Origin of the sequence: Nocardia brasiliensis (assembly GCF_042691675.1) — a bacterium.
Lineage (GTDB): Bacteria > Actinomycetota > Actinomycetes > Mycobacteriales > Mycobacteriaceae > Nocardia > Nocardia brasiliensis_D.
Map to the genome: position 1 here is coordinate 4,459,366 of NZ_CP170507.1, position 16,152 is coordinate 4,475,517.

The 16,152-nt window shown below is 68.0% G+C and carries 15 protein-coding genes; 5 read left to right on the forward strand and 10 right to left on the reverse strand.

The window, feature by feature from the left end; translation table 11 throughout:
* Positions 1–2 precede the first annotated feature (2 nt).
* Positions 3–2,351, reverse strand: a complete 2,349-nt coding sequence (locus ACFK0J_RS20580) for a nitrate- and nitrite sensing domain-containing protein (RefSeq protein WP_378729611.1) — start codon at positions 2,349–2,351, stop codon at positions 3–5.
* A gap of 237 nt (positions 2,352–2,588) precedes the next feature.
* On the opposite strand from ACFK0J_RS20580, the gene ACFK0J_RS20585 reads away from it, so the two are divergent.
* The gene (locus tag ACFK0J_RS20585) at positions 2,589–4,142 is read left to right on the forward strand and encodes a succinic semialdehyde dehydrogenase (protein ID WP_378729612.1); all 1,554 of its coding nucleotides are present in this window, start codon (positions 2,589–2,591) and stop codon (positions 4,140–4,142) included.
* 106 nt (positions 4,143–4,248) lie between these two features.
* On the opposite strand, the gene ACFK0J_RS20590 is transcribed toward ACFK0J_RS20585, so the two are convergent.
* The 3 genes from ACFK0J_RS20590 to ACFK0J_RS20600 all read right to left on the reverse strand — a co-directional run bounded on the left by ACFK0J_RS20590 (position 4,249) and on the right by ACFK0J_RS20600 (position 7,475).
* A complete protein-coding gene (locus ACFK0J_RS20590) occupies positions 4,249–4,647 on the reverse strand; it encodes a DUF779 domain-containing protein (protein ID WP_378729614.1) in 399 nt (132 codons plus the stop codon).
* Positions 4,647–6,164: an aldehyde dehydrogenase family protein gene (locus ACFK0J_RS20595; RefSeq protein WP_378729616.1), complete on the reverse strand. Its 1,518-nt coding sequence runs from the start codon at positions 6,162–6,164 to the stop codon at positions 4,647–4,649. Before ACFK0J_RS20595 ends, ACFK0J_RS20590 begins: the two co-directional genes overlap by 1 nt.
* 78 nt (positions 6,165–6,242) lie before the next feature.
* Positions 6,243–7,475, reverse strand: coding sequence for a transcriptional regulator (locus ACFK0J_RS20600; protein WP_378729618.1), 1,233 nt, complete (start codon positions 7,473–7,475; stop codon positions 6,243–6,245).
* Between the two features lie 145 nt (positions 7,476–7,620).
* Here ACFK0J_RS20600 and ACFK0J_RS20605 point away from each other — a divergent pair, with 145 nt between their 5' ends.
* A complete protein-coding gene (locus tag ACFK0J_RS20605) occupies positions 7,621–8,043 on the forward strand; it encodes an MmcQ/YjbR family DNA-binding protein (RefSeq protein WP_378729620.1) in 423 nt (140 codons plus the stop codon).
* 42 nt (positions 8,044–8,085) lie between these two features.
* Here ACFK0J_RS20605 and ACFK0J_RS20610 read toward each other — a convergent pair whose 3' ends face one another.
* The 3 genes from ACFK0J_RS20610 to ACFK0J_RS20620 all read right to left on the reverse strand — a co-directional run bounded on the left by ACFK0J_RS20610 (position 8,086) and on the right by ACFK0J_RS20620 (position 10,015).
* Positions 8,086–8,409, reverse strand: a complete 324-nt coding sequence (locus ACFK0J_RS20610; protein WP_378729622.1) for a hypothetical protein — start codon at positions 8,407–8,409, stop codon at positions 8,086–8,088.
* A 110-nt stretch (positions 8,410–8,519) separates the two neighbouring features.
* Positions 8,520–9,662 (reverse strand): alkaline phosphatase family protein, encoded by a 1,143-nt coding sequence (locus ACFK0J_RS20615; RefSeq protein ID WP_378729624.1) that lies wholly within the window; start codon positions 9,660–9,662, stop codon positions 8,520–8,522.
* A gap of 44 nt (positions 9,663–9,706) precedes the next feature.
* Complete coding sequence (locus tag ACFK0J_RS20620) at positions 9,707–10,015, reverse strand: nuclear transport factor 2 family protein (protein WP_378729626.1); 309 nt, start codon at positions 10,013–10,015, stop codon at positions 9,707–9,709.
* A 144-nt stretch (positions 10,016–10,159) separates the two neighbouring features.
* On the opposite strand from ACFK0J_RS20620, the gene ACFK0J_RS20625 reads away from it, so the two are divergent.
* The gene (locus ACFK0J_RS20625) at positions 10,160–11,050 is read left to right on the forward strand and encodes an LLM class F420-dependent oxidoreductase (RefSeq protein ID WP_378729628.1); all 891 of its coding nucleotides are present in this window, start codon (positions 10,160–10,162) and stop codon (positions 11,048–11,050) included.
* An 18-nt stretch (positions 11,051–11,068) separates the two neighbouring features.
* Here the strand turns inward: ACFK0J_RS20625 and ACFK0J_RS20630 are convergent, their stop codons facing one another.
* Both ACFK0J_RS20630 and ACFK0J_RS20635 read right to left on the reverse strand, forming a co-directional pair.
* Positions 11,069–11,476, reverse strand: a complete 408-nt coding sequence (locus ACFK0J_RS20630; protein WP_378729630.1) for a hypothetical protein — start codon at positions 11,474–11,476, stop codon at positions 11,069–11,071.
* On the reverse strand, positions 11,473–11,760 hold the full coding sequence (locus tag ACFK0J_RS20635) for a hypothetical protein (protein WP_218469042.1): 288 nt from the start codon (positions 11,758–11,760) through the stop codon (positions 11,473–11,475). Before ACFK0J_RS20635 ends, ACFK0J_RS20630 begins: the two co-directional genes overlap by 4 nt.
* A gap of 251 nt (positions 11,761–12,011) precedes the next feature.
* Here ACFK0J_RS20635 and ACFK0J_RS20640 point away from each other — a divergent pair, with 251 nt between their 5' ends.
* On the forward strand, positions 12,012–14,294 hold the full coding sequence (locus tag ACFK0J_RS20640; RefSeq protein ID WP_378729632.1) for an ATP-binding cassette domain-containing protein: 2,283 nt from the start codon (positions 12,012–12,014) through the stop codon (positions 14,292–14,294).
* Positions 14,295–14,412: 118 nt separating this feature from the next.
* Here the strand turns inward: ACFK0J_RS20640 and ACFK0J_RS20645 are convergent, their stop codons facing one another.
* Positions 14,413–15,363, reverse strand: a complete 951-nt coding sequence (locus ACFK0J_RS20645) for a helix-turn-helix transcriptional regulator (RefSeq protein WP_378729634.1) — start codon at positions 15,361–15,363, stop codon at positions 14,413–14,415.
* Here ACFK0J_RS20645 and ACFK0J_RS20650 point away from each other — a divergent pair.
* Positions 15,362–16,081, forward strand: a complete 720-nt coding sequence (locus ACFK0J_RS20650) for an SDR family oxidoreductase (RefSeq protein WP_378729636.1) — start codon at positions 15,362–15,364, stop codon at positions 16,079–16,081. The two genes, ACFK0J_RS20645 and ACFK0J_RS20650, sit on opposite strands and share 2 nt — an antisense overlap.
* Positions 16,082–16,152 lie beyond the last annotated feature (71 nt).

A 16,152-nucleotide genomic window follows, 5' to 3' on the forward strand; every position in this document is an offset into this window, starting at 1 on the left:
CCCTAACCTTCCTGTTCGTCCGGGACGACAGCGGCGCGGCGGCCCTGCCTGGTCCCGTTCTCGATGGCGGACATGAGATCGCGGGCTTGTTCGGCCGACCGGGTGGTCGCCACGGGTGCGGCCGGTGCCGGGGTGGGTTCGGCCAGTGGCGGTGCGAGATTGGTCTGCCTGCTGCGCCGTGGCAGTGCGGGTCTGCCGTCGCCGTCGGGCTGCGGCGGTGCGTCGATGTGGGGTCGCGGGCCGTAGGGTGCGGGGGATTCGATGGCCAGGGTCGCGACCGAACCGGTTGCGGGTTCGGCCGATTCGCCGGGTTCGGCCACCGGCGCCGGGATGCGGCGGCGTCGGCCGGGGTCGGTCAGTTCCGCCGGTGCCGGGGCGGGCACGCGGTCGGTGACGATCAGCGCGGACGGGATGAGCACGATCGCTTTGATGCCGCCGTAGTCGGATTCGGCCAGTCGCACGGTGACGCCGTGGCGCACCGCGAGCTGGGCGACGACGAACAGTCCGAGCCGGGCGTCCGCCGACAGTGCCGCGACACCGAAATCCGGTGGGGTGCGCAGCATGTCGTTCAGCCGGGCGAGTTCGGTCTCGGACATGCCCATGCCCTGGTCGGTGATCTCGGTGACCACACCCTTGCCGACGACGTTGCCGCTGACCTCGACCCGGGACTGGGGCGGGGAGAACGCGGTGGCGTTGTCGACGAGTTCGGCGAGCAGGTGGATCAGGTCGGCGACGACGGTGCCCACGACGTGCACCTCGGGCAGCCGGGAGACCCGAACCCGGGCGTAGTCCAGGGTTTCACCGACCGAGCTGCGCACCAGGTCCATCAGCGGGACCGGGTTGCGCCACTGCCGGCCGGGCTGGCCGCCGCCGAGGATGGTCAGGTTCTCGGCGTTGCGGCGTTCCCGGGTGGCCAGGTGGTCGAGCCGGAACAGGAGGTCGAGCAGGGCCGGATCTTCTTGGCGCTGTTCGGCTTCGTCGAGGATCTCGAGTTGCCGGTGCACCACGATCTGGCTGCGGTGGGCGATGTTGAGGAAGACCGCCTTGACGCCTTCGCGGGTGCGGGCCTCGGCGACGGCGGCGCTGATCGCCGCGGCGTGCGCGTGCTGGAAGGCCCGGGCCACCTGGCCGATTTCGTCATGGCCGAAGTCGAGGACGGGGGTTTCGGCCGCGGGGTCGATGGTTTCACCGGCGTTGAGCCTGCGCATCGTCTCGGGTAGTCGGTCATCGGCCATCGCGAGGGTCTGTTTGCGCAGCCGCTTGAGCCTGCGGATGATGCGGTTGGCCAGTACGAGGGTGATCAGGAAGGCCGCGATGCTGACCGCGAGCACCCCACCGCCCGCGTAGAGCGAGTTGGCGGCGGAGTTGGCGGCCTTGTCCTCGGCCAGGGCCTGGGCTTCGCGGTTGTGCGAGATCCACGCGTCGACCAGGCCGCGATTGACCTCGGCCGCGGCGTTCTGCCACTCGGTCGTCGACAATGGCAGCGCGGGAGTGGACCCTCGGGTGCTCGACGAGCTGGTCGAGCCGGTGGACGAGGTGCTGTTGCCGGTCGAGTTCGCGCTCAGATGACGTTGGGCGAGCGCGGTTTCCATTGCCGAGAGCTGCTGCCAGGCGTTGCTGCCGGTGAGTTCTCGAAGCCGGTGGCTCTGCACTTCGGCGGCGCCGAGTTCGGTGGTCAGGTAGCCGATTTCGCTGTGGTAGAAGCCGACTTGGCGCAGGAACTCCTCGATCGGGATCGGGGCGGGTCCGTCGGTGTTGGCGAGCATGACGCCGAGCGCGTGGCTGCGCGCCATGGCTTCGGCGGCGTTGAGGAAGCGCATGCCCTCGGCGATCGCGACACCGATCTCGGCGTCGGGTGCGCTCTGTTCGGCGATCTCGGTGCCGACGAAGATGACGTCGAGGATCCGGTTGTAGAACATGTAGGCGTCCGACGGTTGCAGCTGGGCCGCGTCGGTTGCCATCCGCACCTGGGTCATCTGGCTGAGCAGGGTGTTGAACCCGGCGACGTCGTCGCCGATCTTCGAATCATCGACCTCGCGAAGGCCACTGGATACTTCGATCAGGCCCTGCATGGCCCCGTCGAGCCGGATGCGGGCCGCGGCGAGCGCGGGCGGGGTGGTGTCGTCGCCGGCGAGTTGGGCGAGGGTCAGTCGCCGTTCCTGCTGGACCGCTTCCATCAACTCGCGGGTGGACGGGATGGCCTTCTGGTTCTGGACCGCCCACTCTTCGGCCTTGGTCCCCTCGGCTACCAGATACCCCGCTGCGCCCACGCCGACTACAAGCAGAGTCAAGCTCGGAATGAGCGCGATTGCCAGAATCCGCGTACGGACCCCGAGCCTCGCTCTGAACATCGGCACAACCTAAACCAGAAAACGGACCGCACGACCGTTGTGTCCCGGTGAGTGGGACTCGAGTTGACTTTGCCCCGGCGACCGAGCTGATACCGGTCGAACCCGGCATTTCCGGCGGACTGTGCGCCGAACGGCCGGTGTGAAGGGCAGTGACTTCTGATCGGGGCCGCTCCGGCGTAGATTGTGTGTATCTCGCGGTAACACGAGATCGCAGGGACACCTATGTAGGAGGCACCGATGCCCGCACCGGAAGCCGCGGTCTTCGACCGGCTCAGCGCGCTGGCCGCGATCGACACCCCGGATGCCCGCCGGCGCAAGACGATCGCCGAGACCTTCACCGGCACCCCGCTCGGCAGCGTGCCCGTCGGCACCGTCGAGGATGTGGCGGCCGCGTTCGCCAAGGCCAGGGCCGCGCAGACCCGATGGGCCGCGCGCCCGGTCGCCGAGCGCGCCGCGGTCCTGGAACGGTATCGGGCGCTGATCGTCGAGAACCGCGAGTTCCTGATGGACGTGGTGCAGGCCGAGACCGGCAAGGCGCGCTGGGCGGCGCAGGAAGAGATCATGGGCCTGATCTTCGCGGCCCGCTATTTCGCCAGAACCGCACCGAGCCTGCTCGCCCCGCACAGTGTGCCCGGCGCGTTCCCGGTGCTGAACCGCACCTCGGTACGCGCCCAGCCCAAGGGCGTCGTCGGTGTCGTCGCACCGTGGAACTATCCGATGCTGCTGTCGATCGGTGACTCGATCCCCGCACTGATCGCGGGCAACGCCGTGGTCGTCAAGCCCGACAGCCAGACCCCGTTCTCCTCGCTGGCCAACGCCGAACTGCTCTACCGCGCGGGTCTGCCCCGCGATCTGCTGGCGGTCGTGCCGGGCCCGGGCACCGTGGTCGGCACCGCCATCGTCGAGCACTGTGACTATCTGATGTTCACCGGCTCCTCGGCGACCGGTCGCACCCTGGCCGAACAGTGCGGGCGCAGGCTGATCGGCTTCTCCGCCGAACTGGGCGGCAAGAACCCGATGATCGTCGCCAAGGGCGCGAAACTGGACAAGGTCGCCAAGGCCGCGGTGCGGGCCTGTTTCTCCAATGCCGGGCAGCTGTGCATCTCGATCGAACGGCTCTATGTCGAACGCGCGATCGCCGAGGAGTTCACCGAGAAGTTCGTCGCCGCCGTTCAGGCCGCGAAACTCGGTGCGGCTTATGACTATTCGGCCGATATCGGGTCACTGATCTCCGAGGCACAGCTCGAGACGGTGACCAAGCATGTCGCCGACGCCACCTCCAAGGGCGCGAAGGTGCTCGCCGGTGGCAAGGCCCGCCCGGATCTGGGTCCGCTGTTCTTCGAGCCGACCGTGCTCGCCGAGGTCACCGACGAGATGGAATGCGGCCGCAACGAAACCTTCGGCCCGCTGGTCGCGATCTACCCGGTCGATTCGGTCGAGGAGGCCATCCGCCTGGCCAACGACACCGAATACGGCCTCAACGCCAGCGTGTGGGCGGCCAGCAAATCCGAGGGTGAACGCATCGCCGCGCAACTGCACGCGGGCACCGTCTGTGTTGACGAGGGCTACGCCCCCGCGTGGGGCAGCACGGCCGCACCGATGGGCGGGATGGGCATTTCCGGGGTCGGGCGCCGGCACGGTCCGGACGGGTTGCTCAAGTTCACCGAACCGCAGACCGTGGTCGTCACCCGGTTCCTCAATCTGGATGCGCCGCCGATGATTTCGCAGGACAAGTGGCAGCGGTTCCTGATGACGATCGCGCGTGGCCTGCGGTTCCTGCCCGGCCGGTGACTCGACGCCCGCCAGGTGGTCGTGCCCACCTGGCGGACGCCGCCGCCGGTTCGCGTGTCCGCGCTCGGTCGTCCGGTTCGACCGCGCGGCCGGGCGTCCCGGAGGTCTAGGTCATCCGATCGGCCCCGGTGCGCGGGGGCGGCAACAGCGCCGCCTCCTCGTCGGTGAGCAGCCGCGATCGGATCAGGAAACGCACACCGTCGGGTGCTTCCAGCGAGAAGCCGCCGGTGCGCGCGGTTACCACGTCGACGGTCATATGTGTGTGCTTCCACAGCTCGTATTGGTCTGCGGTCATCCAGAATTCGGTGTGCCAGGGCAGGTAGCCGAGCAGCACGTCAGCGCTGCCGACCAGGAACTCGCGCACCGGAAAGCACATCGGTGAGCTCCCGTCGCAGCAGCCGCCGGACTGATGGAACAGCACGGCGCCGTGCTGGTCGATCAACTGCCGCAACACCGTTCGCGCCCGCTCGGTCATCGCGACGCGATGGGTTCGATACTGCTGCATCAGAACAGCCCCAGTTTCGTCGGTGAATAACTGACCAGCAGGTTCTTGGTCTGCTGATAGTGATCCAGCATCATCTTGTGGTTCTCCCGGCCGATCCCGGACTTCTTGTAGCCGCCGAACGCGGCGTGCGCCGGGTATGCGTGATAACAGTTGGTCCACACCCGGCCCGCCTTGATCGCCCGCCCCATCCGGTACGCGGTGGTGCCGTCGCGAGTCCACACCCCGGCGCCGAGACCGTAGAGGGTGTCGTTGGCGATACGCACCGCTTCCTCGACGGTGTCGAACCGGGTCACCGCGACCACCGGTCCGAAGATCTCCTCCTGGAACACCCGCATGGTGTTGACGCCCTCGAAGATGGTGGGCTGGATGTAGTAGCCGCCGGGCAGGCCGTCGACCTTGCGCGCTTCCCCTCCGGTGAGCACGCGCGCACCCTCCTGCCTGCCGATATCGATGTAGGACAGGATCTTCTCGTACTGGTCGTTACCGGCCTGGGCACCGATCATGGTGGTGGTGTCGAGCGGGTCGCCGCCCCGGATGGCCTCGGTGCGGGCGATGCAGCGGGCCAGGAACTCGTCGTAGATCGAGGAGTGGATCAGCGCCCGCGACGGGCAGGTACACACCTCGCCCTGGTTGAGCGCGAACATCACGAACCCCTCGATGGCCTTGTCGAGGAATTCGTCGTCGGCGGCCATCACGTCGGGCAGGAAGATGTTGGGGCTCTTGCCGCCCAGTTCCAGGCTGACCGGGATGATGTTCTCGCTGGCGTACTGCATGATCAGCCGCCCGGTGGTGGTTTCGCCGGTGAACGCCACCTTCGCCACCCGCGGGCTGCAGGCCAACGGTTTTCCGGCTTCGACACCGAACCCATTGACCACATTGAGCACGCCGGGCGGTAGCAGGTCCGCGATCAGTTCGACGACCAGCATGATCGAGGCCGGTGTCTGCTCGGCGGGCTTGAGCACCACGCAGTTGCCCGCGGCCAGCGCGGGCGCGAGCTTCCACGCGGCCATCAGGATCGGGAAGTTCCACGGAATGATCTGACCGACCACGCCGAGCGGTTCGTGGAAGTGGTAAGCGACTGTGTCGCGGTCGATTTCGGCGACACTGCCCTCCTGGGCGCGGATGGCGCCGGCGAAGTAGCGGAAGTGGTCGACGGCCAACGGTAGGTCCGCGGCCAGGGTTTCGCGAACCGGTTTGCCGTTGTCCCAGGTTTCGGCGACGGCCAGCGGTTCGAGGCTGCGTTCGATGCGGTCGGCGATGGCATTGAGAATGTCGGCTCGCTCGGTGGGCGAGGTGGCCGCCCATCCTTCGGCGGCGGCGTGCGCGGCCTCCAGGGCCATATCGATGTCGGCGGCACCGGATCGGGCCACCGCGCAGAATGTTTCGCCGTCCACCGGGGAGGCGTTGTCGAAATATCGTCCCTCGATGGGAGCCGCCCAGTCGCCACCGATGAAGTTGTCGTAGCGGGTGGCGTAGCTGACTATGCCGGTCTCGGAACCCGGCCTGGCGTAGATCATGGCACTCGCTCCTCACAGACTCACGCTGAGAGGGCCACTATGACCGGTGAAGGTTGGTGCGAGGTTGGTGTGCGGCGCTTACGAGCGCAACGCGGTGTGCAACCGGGCGGCGACCACGGCGCGGCGCACGTCGTCGAGGGGCAGCAGGCGCAGCGCGTGTTCGTGCACCTCGATATCGCCGGGTGCGCGTTCACCGAAGGCCACCGCGTGCTCGGCGCGGTCGCTGGCCAGCACCGCATTGCGCACGCCCACATCGAGATACGCCCGCCACTGCATCACCCCGGGAGTGTCCGAGCCCGGTAGCAGCGGCCCGCGATACAGCCACACCGCCGATGTGGTGTCGCCGGCGGCGACGGCGGCCAGCAAGTCCACCGCATCGCAGGCGACCGGCCCGGTCAGCAGGTAGCGGCGGTTGGTGATCTCACCGCCGGTGGCCCGACGCAGGTGCGAGACGTCGGCTTTGAGGGTGCTGGTGGAGACCGCGCGATCGCCGTACACCGCCGCGTGCAACTGTTCGGGGGTGAACCCGTCGGGTTCGAGGGCCAGCAACGCCAGGATCTCGAGCTGACGCGGCGGCAGCGGGACGGGGCGGCCGTCGCGCATCAGCCGTGCGGTGCCCAGACATTCGAGACGCACGCCCGGTGTGGGCGCGGGTTCGGCGGCGCGCAGCATGGTTTCGACGGCGGTGACCAGTGCCCGCACCGAGGTCATCACCGCCGGATGGCAGCGGTCCCAGGAACTGGACAGGTCCAGCACGCCGACTTGGCGGCCGTCGGGGGCGTGGATCGGCGCGGAGTAACAGACCCAGCCGTGCAGGGCGGCGACCAGGTGTTCGGCGGAGAACACCGAGCACGCGCGGTCGTCGTGCAAGGCCAGTGACAGACCGTTGGTGCCCATGTGGGTTTCGTCCCAGCAGCCGCCGGGTGCGAAGTTCACCGCTTCGGCCTGCCTGCGCAGGGTGCGGTCGCCGCACGACCACATGATGGTGCCCGCGTCGTCGGTGACCACGGCGAGATAGCCGGCGTCCTCGGTGATGCCGCGCAGATCGGCCGACAGCTCGGTGATCGGTGTGCGCAGCGGCGATTCCGACCATTTGTCGCCGACGTCGGCGAGTCCGGGGGCGACGGTGACGGCCGGGTCGACGCTGTGCAGTGAACGTTGCCAGGATTGCGCGACGTCGCTGCGTAGCAGGGTGGTTCGGGGTGGCGGCGCGGCGGTATTCGGAGCCGTCGCCCAGCGCTCCCATTCTTTTTCCAGTTCGGCCCGCTGCTGGGTCAGGGTGCGGAACTGTGCCACCTCGGGGAACCCCATCGTCGTGTGAGCTCACATTCGCTCTCTCATTCTGGCGTACGCACGACGGGAACGGGAGGGTTTGACGGCAAGCCGAACGGTCCCCATGCGGTTGCCCGTGTCGTCCCCGGCGTGGCGGCCGAGGCGCGGCGATTATGCTGCTGGCATGGCTACCGTTTCGCGGCGGGCCCGGGTCGCCGACGTGCACGAACTGGCGGCGGGCATGCCGCATGTGACGCGCCTGGACGGCCCGCACGGCAACCCGGTCTATCAGGTCGGCGGCAAGTCGTTCGTGTTCTTCCGCAACCCACGCCCCGATGCCGTCGACGCGGACACCGGGGAACGCTACGCCGATGTCATCGTGTTCTGGGTGCCTTCGGAGTCCGACAAGCAGGCGATGGTGCAGGATCCGGACTCCCCGTTTTTCACCACCGCGCATTTCGACGGTCACCCGTCGGTGCTGCTGCGGGGCAGCCGGATCGGTGAGCTGACCTATCGGGAGCTGTCGGAGGTGGTGCAGGACGCGTGGCTGTCGCGGGCCTCGCGCAAACGGGCGGCCGAGTGGCTGGCGGCGCACCCGCTCCGGTGATCACGGCAGCCGGTGCGGTGGTGCATCGACTGCCGGTTCGGTTCACTTGTTGATGAAAATGCCTGCCACGTCGGCGTTCTTGATGGGGGTTTCGGCGTTCATCTGGGCGCCGCACAGCAGATCGACCGACACCATGGTCGCGTCGACGACGGTGCCGGCGGGCTCGTGGTCGTCCTTGGTCTGCTGCTTGACGAATTTGGTGATCGTCATGCGCTTTTCGTCTTGGCCCTGCTTGACGTACTCGCTGCACGGGGTGTCGCCACCGCGGTTGAGGGCGCGCTGGACGTCGGTGCAGCCGGCGAGCACCAGCGCGACCGCCGCGATCCCGAGGCCGGTCCGTCCGGCCCGTGACAGCGTGGCGTTCATGTGCTCCTCCTGAATGCTCGGTCGCGCGGCGATCCGCGGCGATCGCCCCTCAGCCTAGAGCCACCGGGTGACCGCACGGTTCGGTGCCGGGTCGGGCGACCTCGTGTCGCTCAGGCGCGGAAGATGCACAGGGGGATGTCGAGTTCGGCGGGGGTGAGGGAGCCATGGTGGCCGAGCATGATCGACTGCAACGGTTCGGCGCCACTTCTGATGACACCGCGGGTGCCGGTGGCGGCGACGACGAGGTCGCCGATGCGTTCGGCGACCCGCGCGGAGACGCGCGGGCCGAACCAGCCGCGCTCGATCACCTCCGCGCGGGGCAGGACCGCGAAGTCGGCGCCGAGGGTGGCCCGCCAGGCGGCCGCGACGTCGGTGGCGGCGCCGGGCTCGGTATAGATATGGCGCGCACGGGGTTCCCCGCCCAGCTGGCGCACCGAGGCGCGCAACTCCGGGTGGTGGTCGACATCGATGCGTTCGGTGAGTTCGACCATGCCGTGGTCGGCGGTGACGACCAGCACGGCACCGGGTGGCAAACGTTCGGCGATCTCGGCGGCGATGCGGTCGACGTGGGCGAGTTCCAGCAGCCACGCGTCCGAGGACGGCCCGCGCACGTGCCCGGTGGTGTCGAGGTCGCCGTGGTAGGCGTAGACCAGTGCGCGCTCACCGGCGCGGGCCGCGGTGCCGATGCCGTCGACGAGATCGCCGACCGAGACGTTCGGGCGGAACTCGCAGCCGCGCAACGCCGCTCGGGTGAGCCCGGAACCGTTCTGATAGTTCGGGGCGACCTGGGTCACCGTGATCCCGTGTGCCGCAGCGCGTTCGAAAACCGTGGGCAGCGGCTGGGCTTGCTCGGGAACCAGCTCGGTCAGCAGATCGACCTTCGGGCCCTCGCCGTGCAGACGCCAGCGCAGCGCGTTCACCAGCCGATCCTGGCCGGGGACACGCATCAGGTAGCCGATGATGCCGTGCTCGCCCGGTGGCACGCCGACACCGAGGCAGCTCAGGCTGGTGGCGGTGGTGCTGGGGAATCCGGCGGTGAGGGTGGCCGGGGTCAGGCCGGACAAGAACGGCGCCACACCGGGATCGGCGGCGAGCGCGGCCGCGCCGAGACCGTCGACCAGCAGCACACAGACCCGGTCGGCGGTGATACCGAGACCGAGCCGATCGACCTCGCCCGGCACCCCGAAACCGGCCAGCAGCGAGGGGAACAGATCAGCGAGGGAGCCCGTACCGTAACGGGGCGCGTCGAACACGAGCGTCAGGATGTCAAGGCGGGTGGGCGGCGGGCAAGCCGTTATCAGGCCTGGCCGGTCTCGAACCGGGCGACCTTGCCGTCGCGCACGGTGAACCGCCAGCTGGTGCGCATCGAGCCCCAGCGGGAATTGGTGTAGTCGGCAACGAGTTCGGTGCCGCCGTCGGCGACCGACTCGACCTTCATGTGCCCGTTGGCGCCGAAGACCTCCGAGCCGGTCCACTGGGCGATATTGCGCTCCACACCGTCATCGGACATCGTCGCGTCGTCGGTGAGGGCGGCGAAGAGCCGGTCCTGGTCGTTGGCGTTGAGCGCGTCCACGAATTCCTGTACCACGGGATCTAGCTGAGTCATCGAGTTACCCCTCTCGGATCAGGTGGCAGAGCATCAGCGGTCATTCAGCAAACCTCTGGCGTCTACTCTAGGGCAGATCGGTGACCGGTGCCGGGATGGCCGCGGGCGCTGTTGTCGCGCGCCACCTGCTGGTAGACAGGACTGGTGACTGCGCAGCGTGCGTTCCGTTTCGGTGTCAACATGGTGACTGCCGACTCGCGGCGCAATTGGCTCGAAAAGTGCCGCAGGGCCGAGGAACTCGGTTACGACGTGATCGGGGTGGCCGACCATCTGGGGTGTCCGGCGCCGTTTCCGTCGATGATCCTGGCCGCCGAGGCGACCGAGCGGGTGCGGCTGAACACCTTCGTGCTGAACGCGCCGTTCTACAACCCGGTGCTGCTGGCCCGCGATATCGCGGGCGCCGATCAGCTCACCGACGGGCGGGTGGAGATCGGGCTGGGCGCGGGCTATGTGCAGGCCGAATTCGAGGCCGCGGGTATCCCGTTCGAGAGCGGCGCCACCCGCGTCGCGCACCTGGAGCACACGGTTGCCACATTGCGTACCTTGTTCTCCGATCCGGAGTATCAGCCGCGCCCGGCGCAGCCCGCGGGGCCGCCGCTGCTGATCGCGGGCTGGGGTAACCGGATTCTGCGCCTGGCCGCCCGCCACGCCGACATCATCGCCTTTCCCGGCGCTTCACCGACCGAGAACGGCGGGCCGCTGCACTTGGCCGGGCTCGCCGAGGTGGGTGAGCGCGTCGACTACGTGCGCGGGCTGCTCGGGGACCGCCTCGACAGCGTCGAATTGAACATCCTCATCCAGCGGGTGGTGCCGCCGGAGGAACGCACCGCCGTGCTCGAATTGTTCGGCCCGGCCCTGCCCGACGATGTCGCCGACCATCCCGAAGACCTGCCCACCCTGCTCTTCGGCACACCGAAGGAAATGGCCGACCGCGTGCGCGATCACCGCGACCGCTACGGATTCAGCTACATCACCGTGCTCGAACACAGCATGGAGGAGTTCGCGCCGGTCATCGAGTTGCTGCGCGGACAGTGACGCCCGGCGCGGCCACCGTCAGGGCAGCAGGTCGATGATCACCCGCGGGTCGAGCTGACGCAGCTTCTTGGGCCGTGACGTCAGACAGGGCCAGTCCCGGGCGACGGCCTCGGCGGCGGCGTGACCGGCGGGCAGCAGCACCTCGGCGTCGGGGTTGCCCGCGAAGGCGGCGCCGAGCCGTTCGGCGGCGGCACGGTCGAGTGCGGTGATGACGGTGTGCGGAAGTTCCAGCAGCACCTCGAGCACGTCGAGCCGATCGTCGGGGATATGGGCGCGCGCCGCGGCCAGCGCGGTGGCGGGCACGACGATGGTGTTGCCCGCGCCCACCGTCGCCCAGACCACCGCTTGGGCGTAGTGGGCTTGATTGGCCCAGCTGACGACGGCGGCGGTGTCGAAGACGACACCGCCCAGGGCTGGGGTCCTCACGCGGCGCCGGCGTGCGATCCGCCGGCATCCTCCTCGGATAACGGCGGCAAACCTTGAATGGCGCGAGCTCGGTTGATCAGATCCAGCGGTGGCCGCCCGCCGAAGACTTCCTCGAGTTTGGCCAGCGATTCGGCGGTGTTGAGCCGCGCCAGCACCGATTCGGCGACGAAGGCCGACAGCGATTCGATGCGCCCTTCGGCGCGCCAGTGTTCGAGGGTGGTGACCAGTTCCTCGGGCAGCGTGACGGTGACCTTGCGTGTCCGGTGCGCGCGCGAGGGGGCCATCTCACGACTTTATCTCGGGCGGCCCCGGTCCGGCAGGGGTGTCGGGGGCTTGTGTCAGAGGTGCCACGAGACGGTGCAGGGCGGTCGGCCGTCCTGCAGTGGGACGTGGTGCAGGCTCGCCACGGTGGTGACGGCGTCGAAAGTGCCTGGCGGGTCGAAGAAGTCGCCCGGTAATAGGTGGCAAGTATTAATGTGATCTGCGTCACAACGCCGTGCGCGAAATGTCGGTATCGGATGGCATGGTGTTCGGTATGTCTTCTGCCGTATCCGCTTTGTCCTCCGATGTCATCCGCGTCCTCGGAGCCAGCGAACACAATCTGCGCAACGTGTCGCTGGAAATCCCCAAGAACAAGATCACCGTGTTCACCGGGGTGTCCGGTTCCGGCAAATCGTCGATCGTGTTCGACACCATCGCCGTGGAATCCCAACGTCAGCTGTATGCGACCTTCCCGGCGTTCATCCTCAACTTCCTGCCGCGCTACGAACGCCCGCACGCCGAGGCGATGGAGAACCTGACCGCGCCGGTGATCATCGATCAGCAACCGGTCGGTGGCGGACCCCGCTCGACCGTGGGCACGATGACCGACATCTTCTCGATGGTGCGGGCGATGTTCGCCCGATTCGGTTCGCCCTCGGCCGGTTTCGTCTACAACTACTCGTTCAACGTGCCGCAGGGCATGTGCCCGGACTGCGACGGACTCGGCGTCGCCGTCCGCGCCGATCCGGATCGGTTGCTGGACCGGACCAAATCGCTCAACGAGGGTGCGATCCTGCTGCCCGGTTACGGCGTCGGCAGCGGCGACTGGCAGCTCTACGGCAATTCGGGCCGTTTCGATCCGGACAAGAAACTCGCCGACTACACCGACGAGGAGTTCGAAGATCTGCTGCACGGCACCGGCGGCAAGGTGGAATTGACCTTCGCCAAAGGCACCTGGAAAGCCAACTACGAGGGCATCGCCACCAAATTCACCCGCACCCGGCTGCAACGCGACACCTCCACGCTCAGCGAGAAGACCCGCGAGCAGATCCGGCAGTTCCTCACCGAGGGCGTGTGCCCGACCTGTCACGGTGCCCGGCTCAACGCCGCGGCACTGGCCACCAAGATCAACGGCCGCAATATCGCCGACTGGGCGGGACTGCAGATCACCGATCTGATGGTGGTGCTCGACGAGATCAGCGACCCGGCCGCGATCGGACTGGCCGCCGCGATCCGCACCTCGCTGCAGCGGGTGGCCGATATCGGACTGGGATATCTGAGTCTGGACCGGCCGACCTCGACGCTGTCCGGCGGCGAAGGCCAGCGGCTGAAGATGATCAAGCATCTGTCGAGCACGTTGATCGGGATGACCTACATCTTCGACGAGCCGAGCGTCGGGTTGCATCCGCGGGATGTGGGGCGGTTGAACACTCTGCTCGAGGCGTTGCGGGACAAGGGAAATACGGTGCTGGTGGTCGAGCACGATCCCGATGTCATCCAGATCGCCGACCATATCGTCGATGTCGGGCCGCGAGCCGGGCTGCACGGCGGGCAGATCGTGTTCGAGGGCAGCTTCGCCGAGCTGCGCGCGGCCGACACCCCGACCGGGGCGGGACTGCGCAGGCCGTTCACGGTGAAGGACACTTTCCGCACGGCCACCGGTGCCTTGCTGATCGAGGGCGCCGACGTGCACAACCTCAAGAACGTGACCGTCGCGATCCCGACCGGCATTCTGACCTCGATCACCGGGGTCGCCGGCTCCGGTAAGAGCAGTCTGATCCGGGATGTGTTCGTGGTCGAGCATCCCGAGGCGATCTTCGTCGACCAGTCCGCCATCGCCGCCTCCTCGCGCTCCACACCGGCGACCTATCTGGGGTTGATGGACCCGATCCGCAAACTGTTCGCCAAAGCCACCGGGGAATCGCCGGGCCTGTTCAGTTTCAACTCCGCCGGTGCCTGCAAGCAGTGCGAGGGCCGCGGTGTGATCATCACCGAAATCGCCTACATGGACCCGGTGACCACCCACTGCGACGCCTGCGACGGCCGCCGCTTCTCCGAGGAGGTGCTGGCACTGACGTTGCGCGGCAAGTCGATCGCCGACGTGCTGGAGCTGACCGCCGAAGAGGCGCTCGAGTTCTTCCCGGAGAAGGCGCTGCACACCAAGTTGCGCACGATGAACGAGGTCGGCCTGGACTATCTGAGCCTCGGTCAGGCGATGAGCACCCTGTCCGGCGGTGAGCGCCAACGCATCAAACTCGCCACCCAGCTCGGCAACACCGGCAGCGTCTATGTCCTCGACGAACCGACCACCGGCCTGCACATGTCCGACGTCGACACCCTGCTCGCCTTACTCGACGGTCTCGTCGAGCGCGGCAACACCGTGATCGTCATCGAACACAACCTCGACGTGGTCGCCCACTCCGACTGGGTGATCGACCTCGGCCCCGACGGCGGCAAGGCAGGCGGTGAAGTGGTTTTCACCGGAACCCCCGCCGACCTCCTCGACCACCCGACTTCCCTCACCGGAGAGTACTTGCGTAAGTACAAGGCGGCGTAGATGTTTCGGCGCTGGGCCGGGTCGCAGGCGGCCCGGTCGGCAGCCGCGCAGGTTCTGACTCCCGCGCACGGTTTCGGCGGTGCGCGGCGGGCGAAGATGTGCGCGGCTGTGAGGTGGTTCAGGTGGGGGTGGTGAATTGTTGGGTGCCGGTGATGCGGAGCAGGTCGAGGGCGGTGGCGGCGGGGGTTCCGGGGGCGGCGGAGTAGACGACGACGGATTGGTCGGTGTCGGGGACCAGCAGGGTGTCGCATTCCAGGACCAGGACGCCGACTTCGGGGTGGTCGATGGTTTTGGTGGCGCTGCGCCATTGTGCGGTGGGGCGCTCGCGCCAGAGTTGTTCGAATTCCGCACTGCCGGTGCGGAGTTCGGTGATGAGGCGGTCCAGGTCGGGGTCGGTGGGGTAGCGGGCCTTGGCGCTGCGCAGGGTGCCTGCGCCGTACGCGCCGACCGTTCGGAGTTCGTCGGGGGTGAATCGCACTCGGCCGGGGTCGGTGCCGAGGAAGCATTGCCAGATGATGTTGCGCCGCGGCGGCGGCCAGGCGGAGAAGTCGCCGAGCAGCGCCGCCGCCATCGAATTCCACGCCAGCACATCAGCTTTCGCGGACATCACCAGCGCGGGCAGGTCCGCCATCCGGTCCAGCAGCCGCAACACGCTGGGCCGGACCACCTGGGCGATGCGGCCTGCCTGCGGTGGCGCCGATCCGGCGAGTTGGAACAGCAGGTCGCGGTCGTCGTCGGTCAACCGCAACGCCCGCGACAGTGCGCCAAGCACGGCGGTCGAGGGTCGCGGTCCACGGCCTTGCTCGAGCCGCACCACGTAGTCGACGCTGACTCCGGCGAGTTGGGCCACTTCTTCGCGGCGCAGTCCGGGCACCTGACGGCGTGAACCCGTGGGTAGTCCGACATCGCGCGGCTGTATCCGGGTGCGCGCCTGCCGAAGTAGCGCCGCGAGTTCCGAGCGATCCATCACTCGATCATCCCGCAGCCGGACCGGCGCGGGGTGGTACCACCGGTCCCAGGACAACGCGGCCCTGGTGGGGTGCTGGGCGCAGGCCGAGGCTGGGTGCATGAACGCAACGACGACGGCTTTGGTGACCGGAGCGAACAGGGGACTGGGGCGGGAGACGGTCCGCAGGCTCGGCGAGTTGGGCTGGCAGGTGTTTCTGGGCGCACGCGACGCCGACCGCGGGAAGGCGGCGGCGGTCGAGCTTGCCGAGCAGGGGATGAACGTCGAATTCGTCCAGCTCGACGTCACTTCCGTCGCATCGATCGCGGCGGCGGTCGAGCTGGTGCGCGAGCGAACCGCGCACCTGGACGTGCTCATCAACAACGCGGGAATCTCCGGCGGATTCCATCCGCCGGAACAAACCCGAGCCGCCGACTTCCGTGCGGTCTTCGAAACCAATGTCTTCGCACCGGTCCAGGTGACCCACGCATTCCTGCCGTTGCTGCGCGCCGCACCGCAACCGCGCATCGTGATGGTGTCGAGCGGAATGGGTTCGCTGGCCATCACCGCCGACCCGAACCGCCTCGAATCCACCTTGCTGAACCTGCCCTACACCGCCTCCAAATCAGCCCTGAACATGATCACCTCCCAGTACTCCCGAGCCCTACCCGGAATCCAGATCAACGCCGCCGACCCCGGTTACACCGCAACGGATTTCAACAATCACATGGGTCACCAAACCCTCACCGAAGGCACCGACGCCATCGTCCACCTGGCCACCCTCGACCCCGACGGCCCCACCGGCGGCTACTTCGACCGCCAAGGCCCGATCCCATGGTGAGGGCCTCATGATCGACGGGACGTGACGGAGGCTCCACTCGGGAAATGTCTCCGCGATGTCCCGTTGATCAT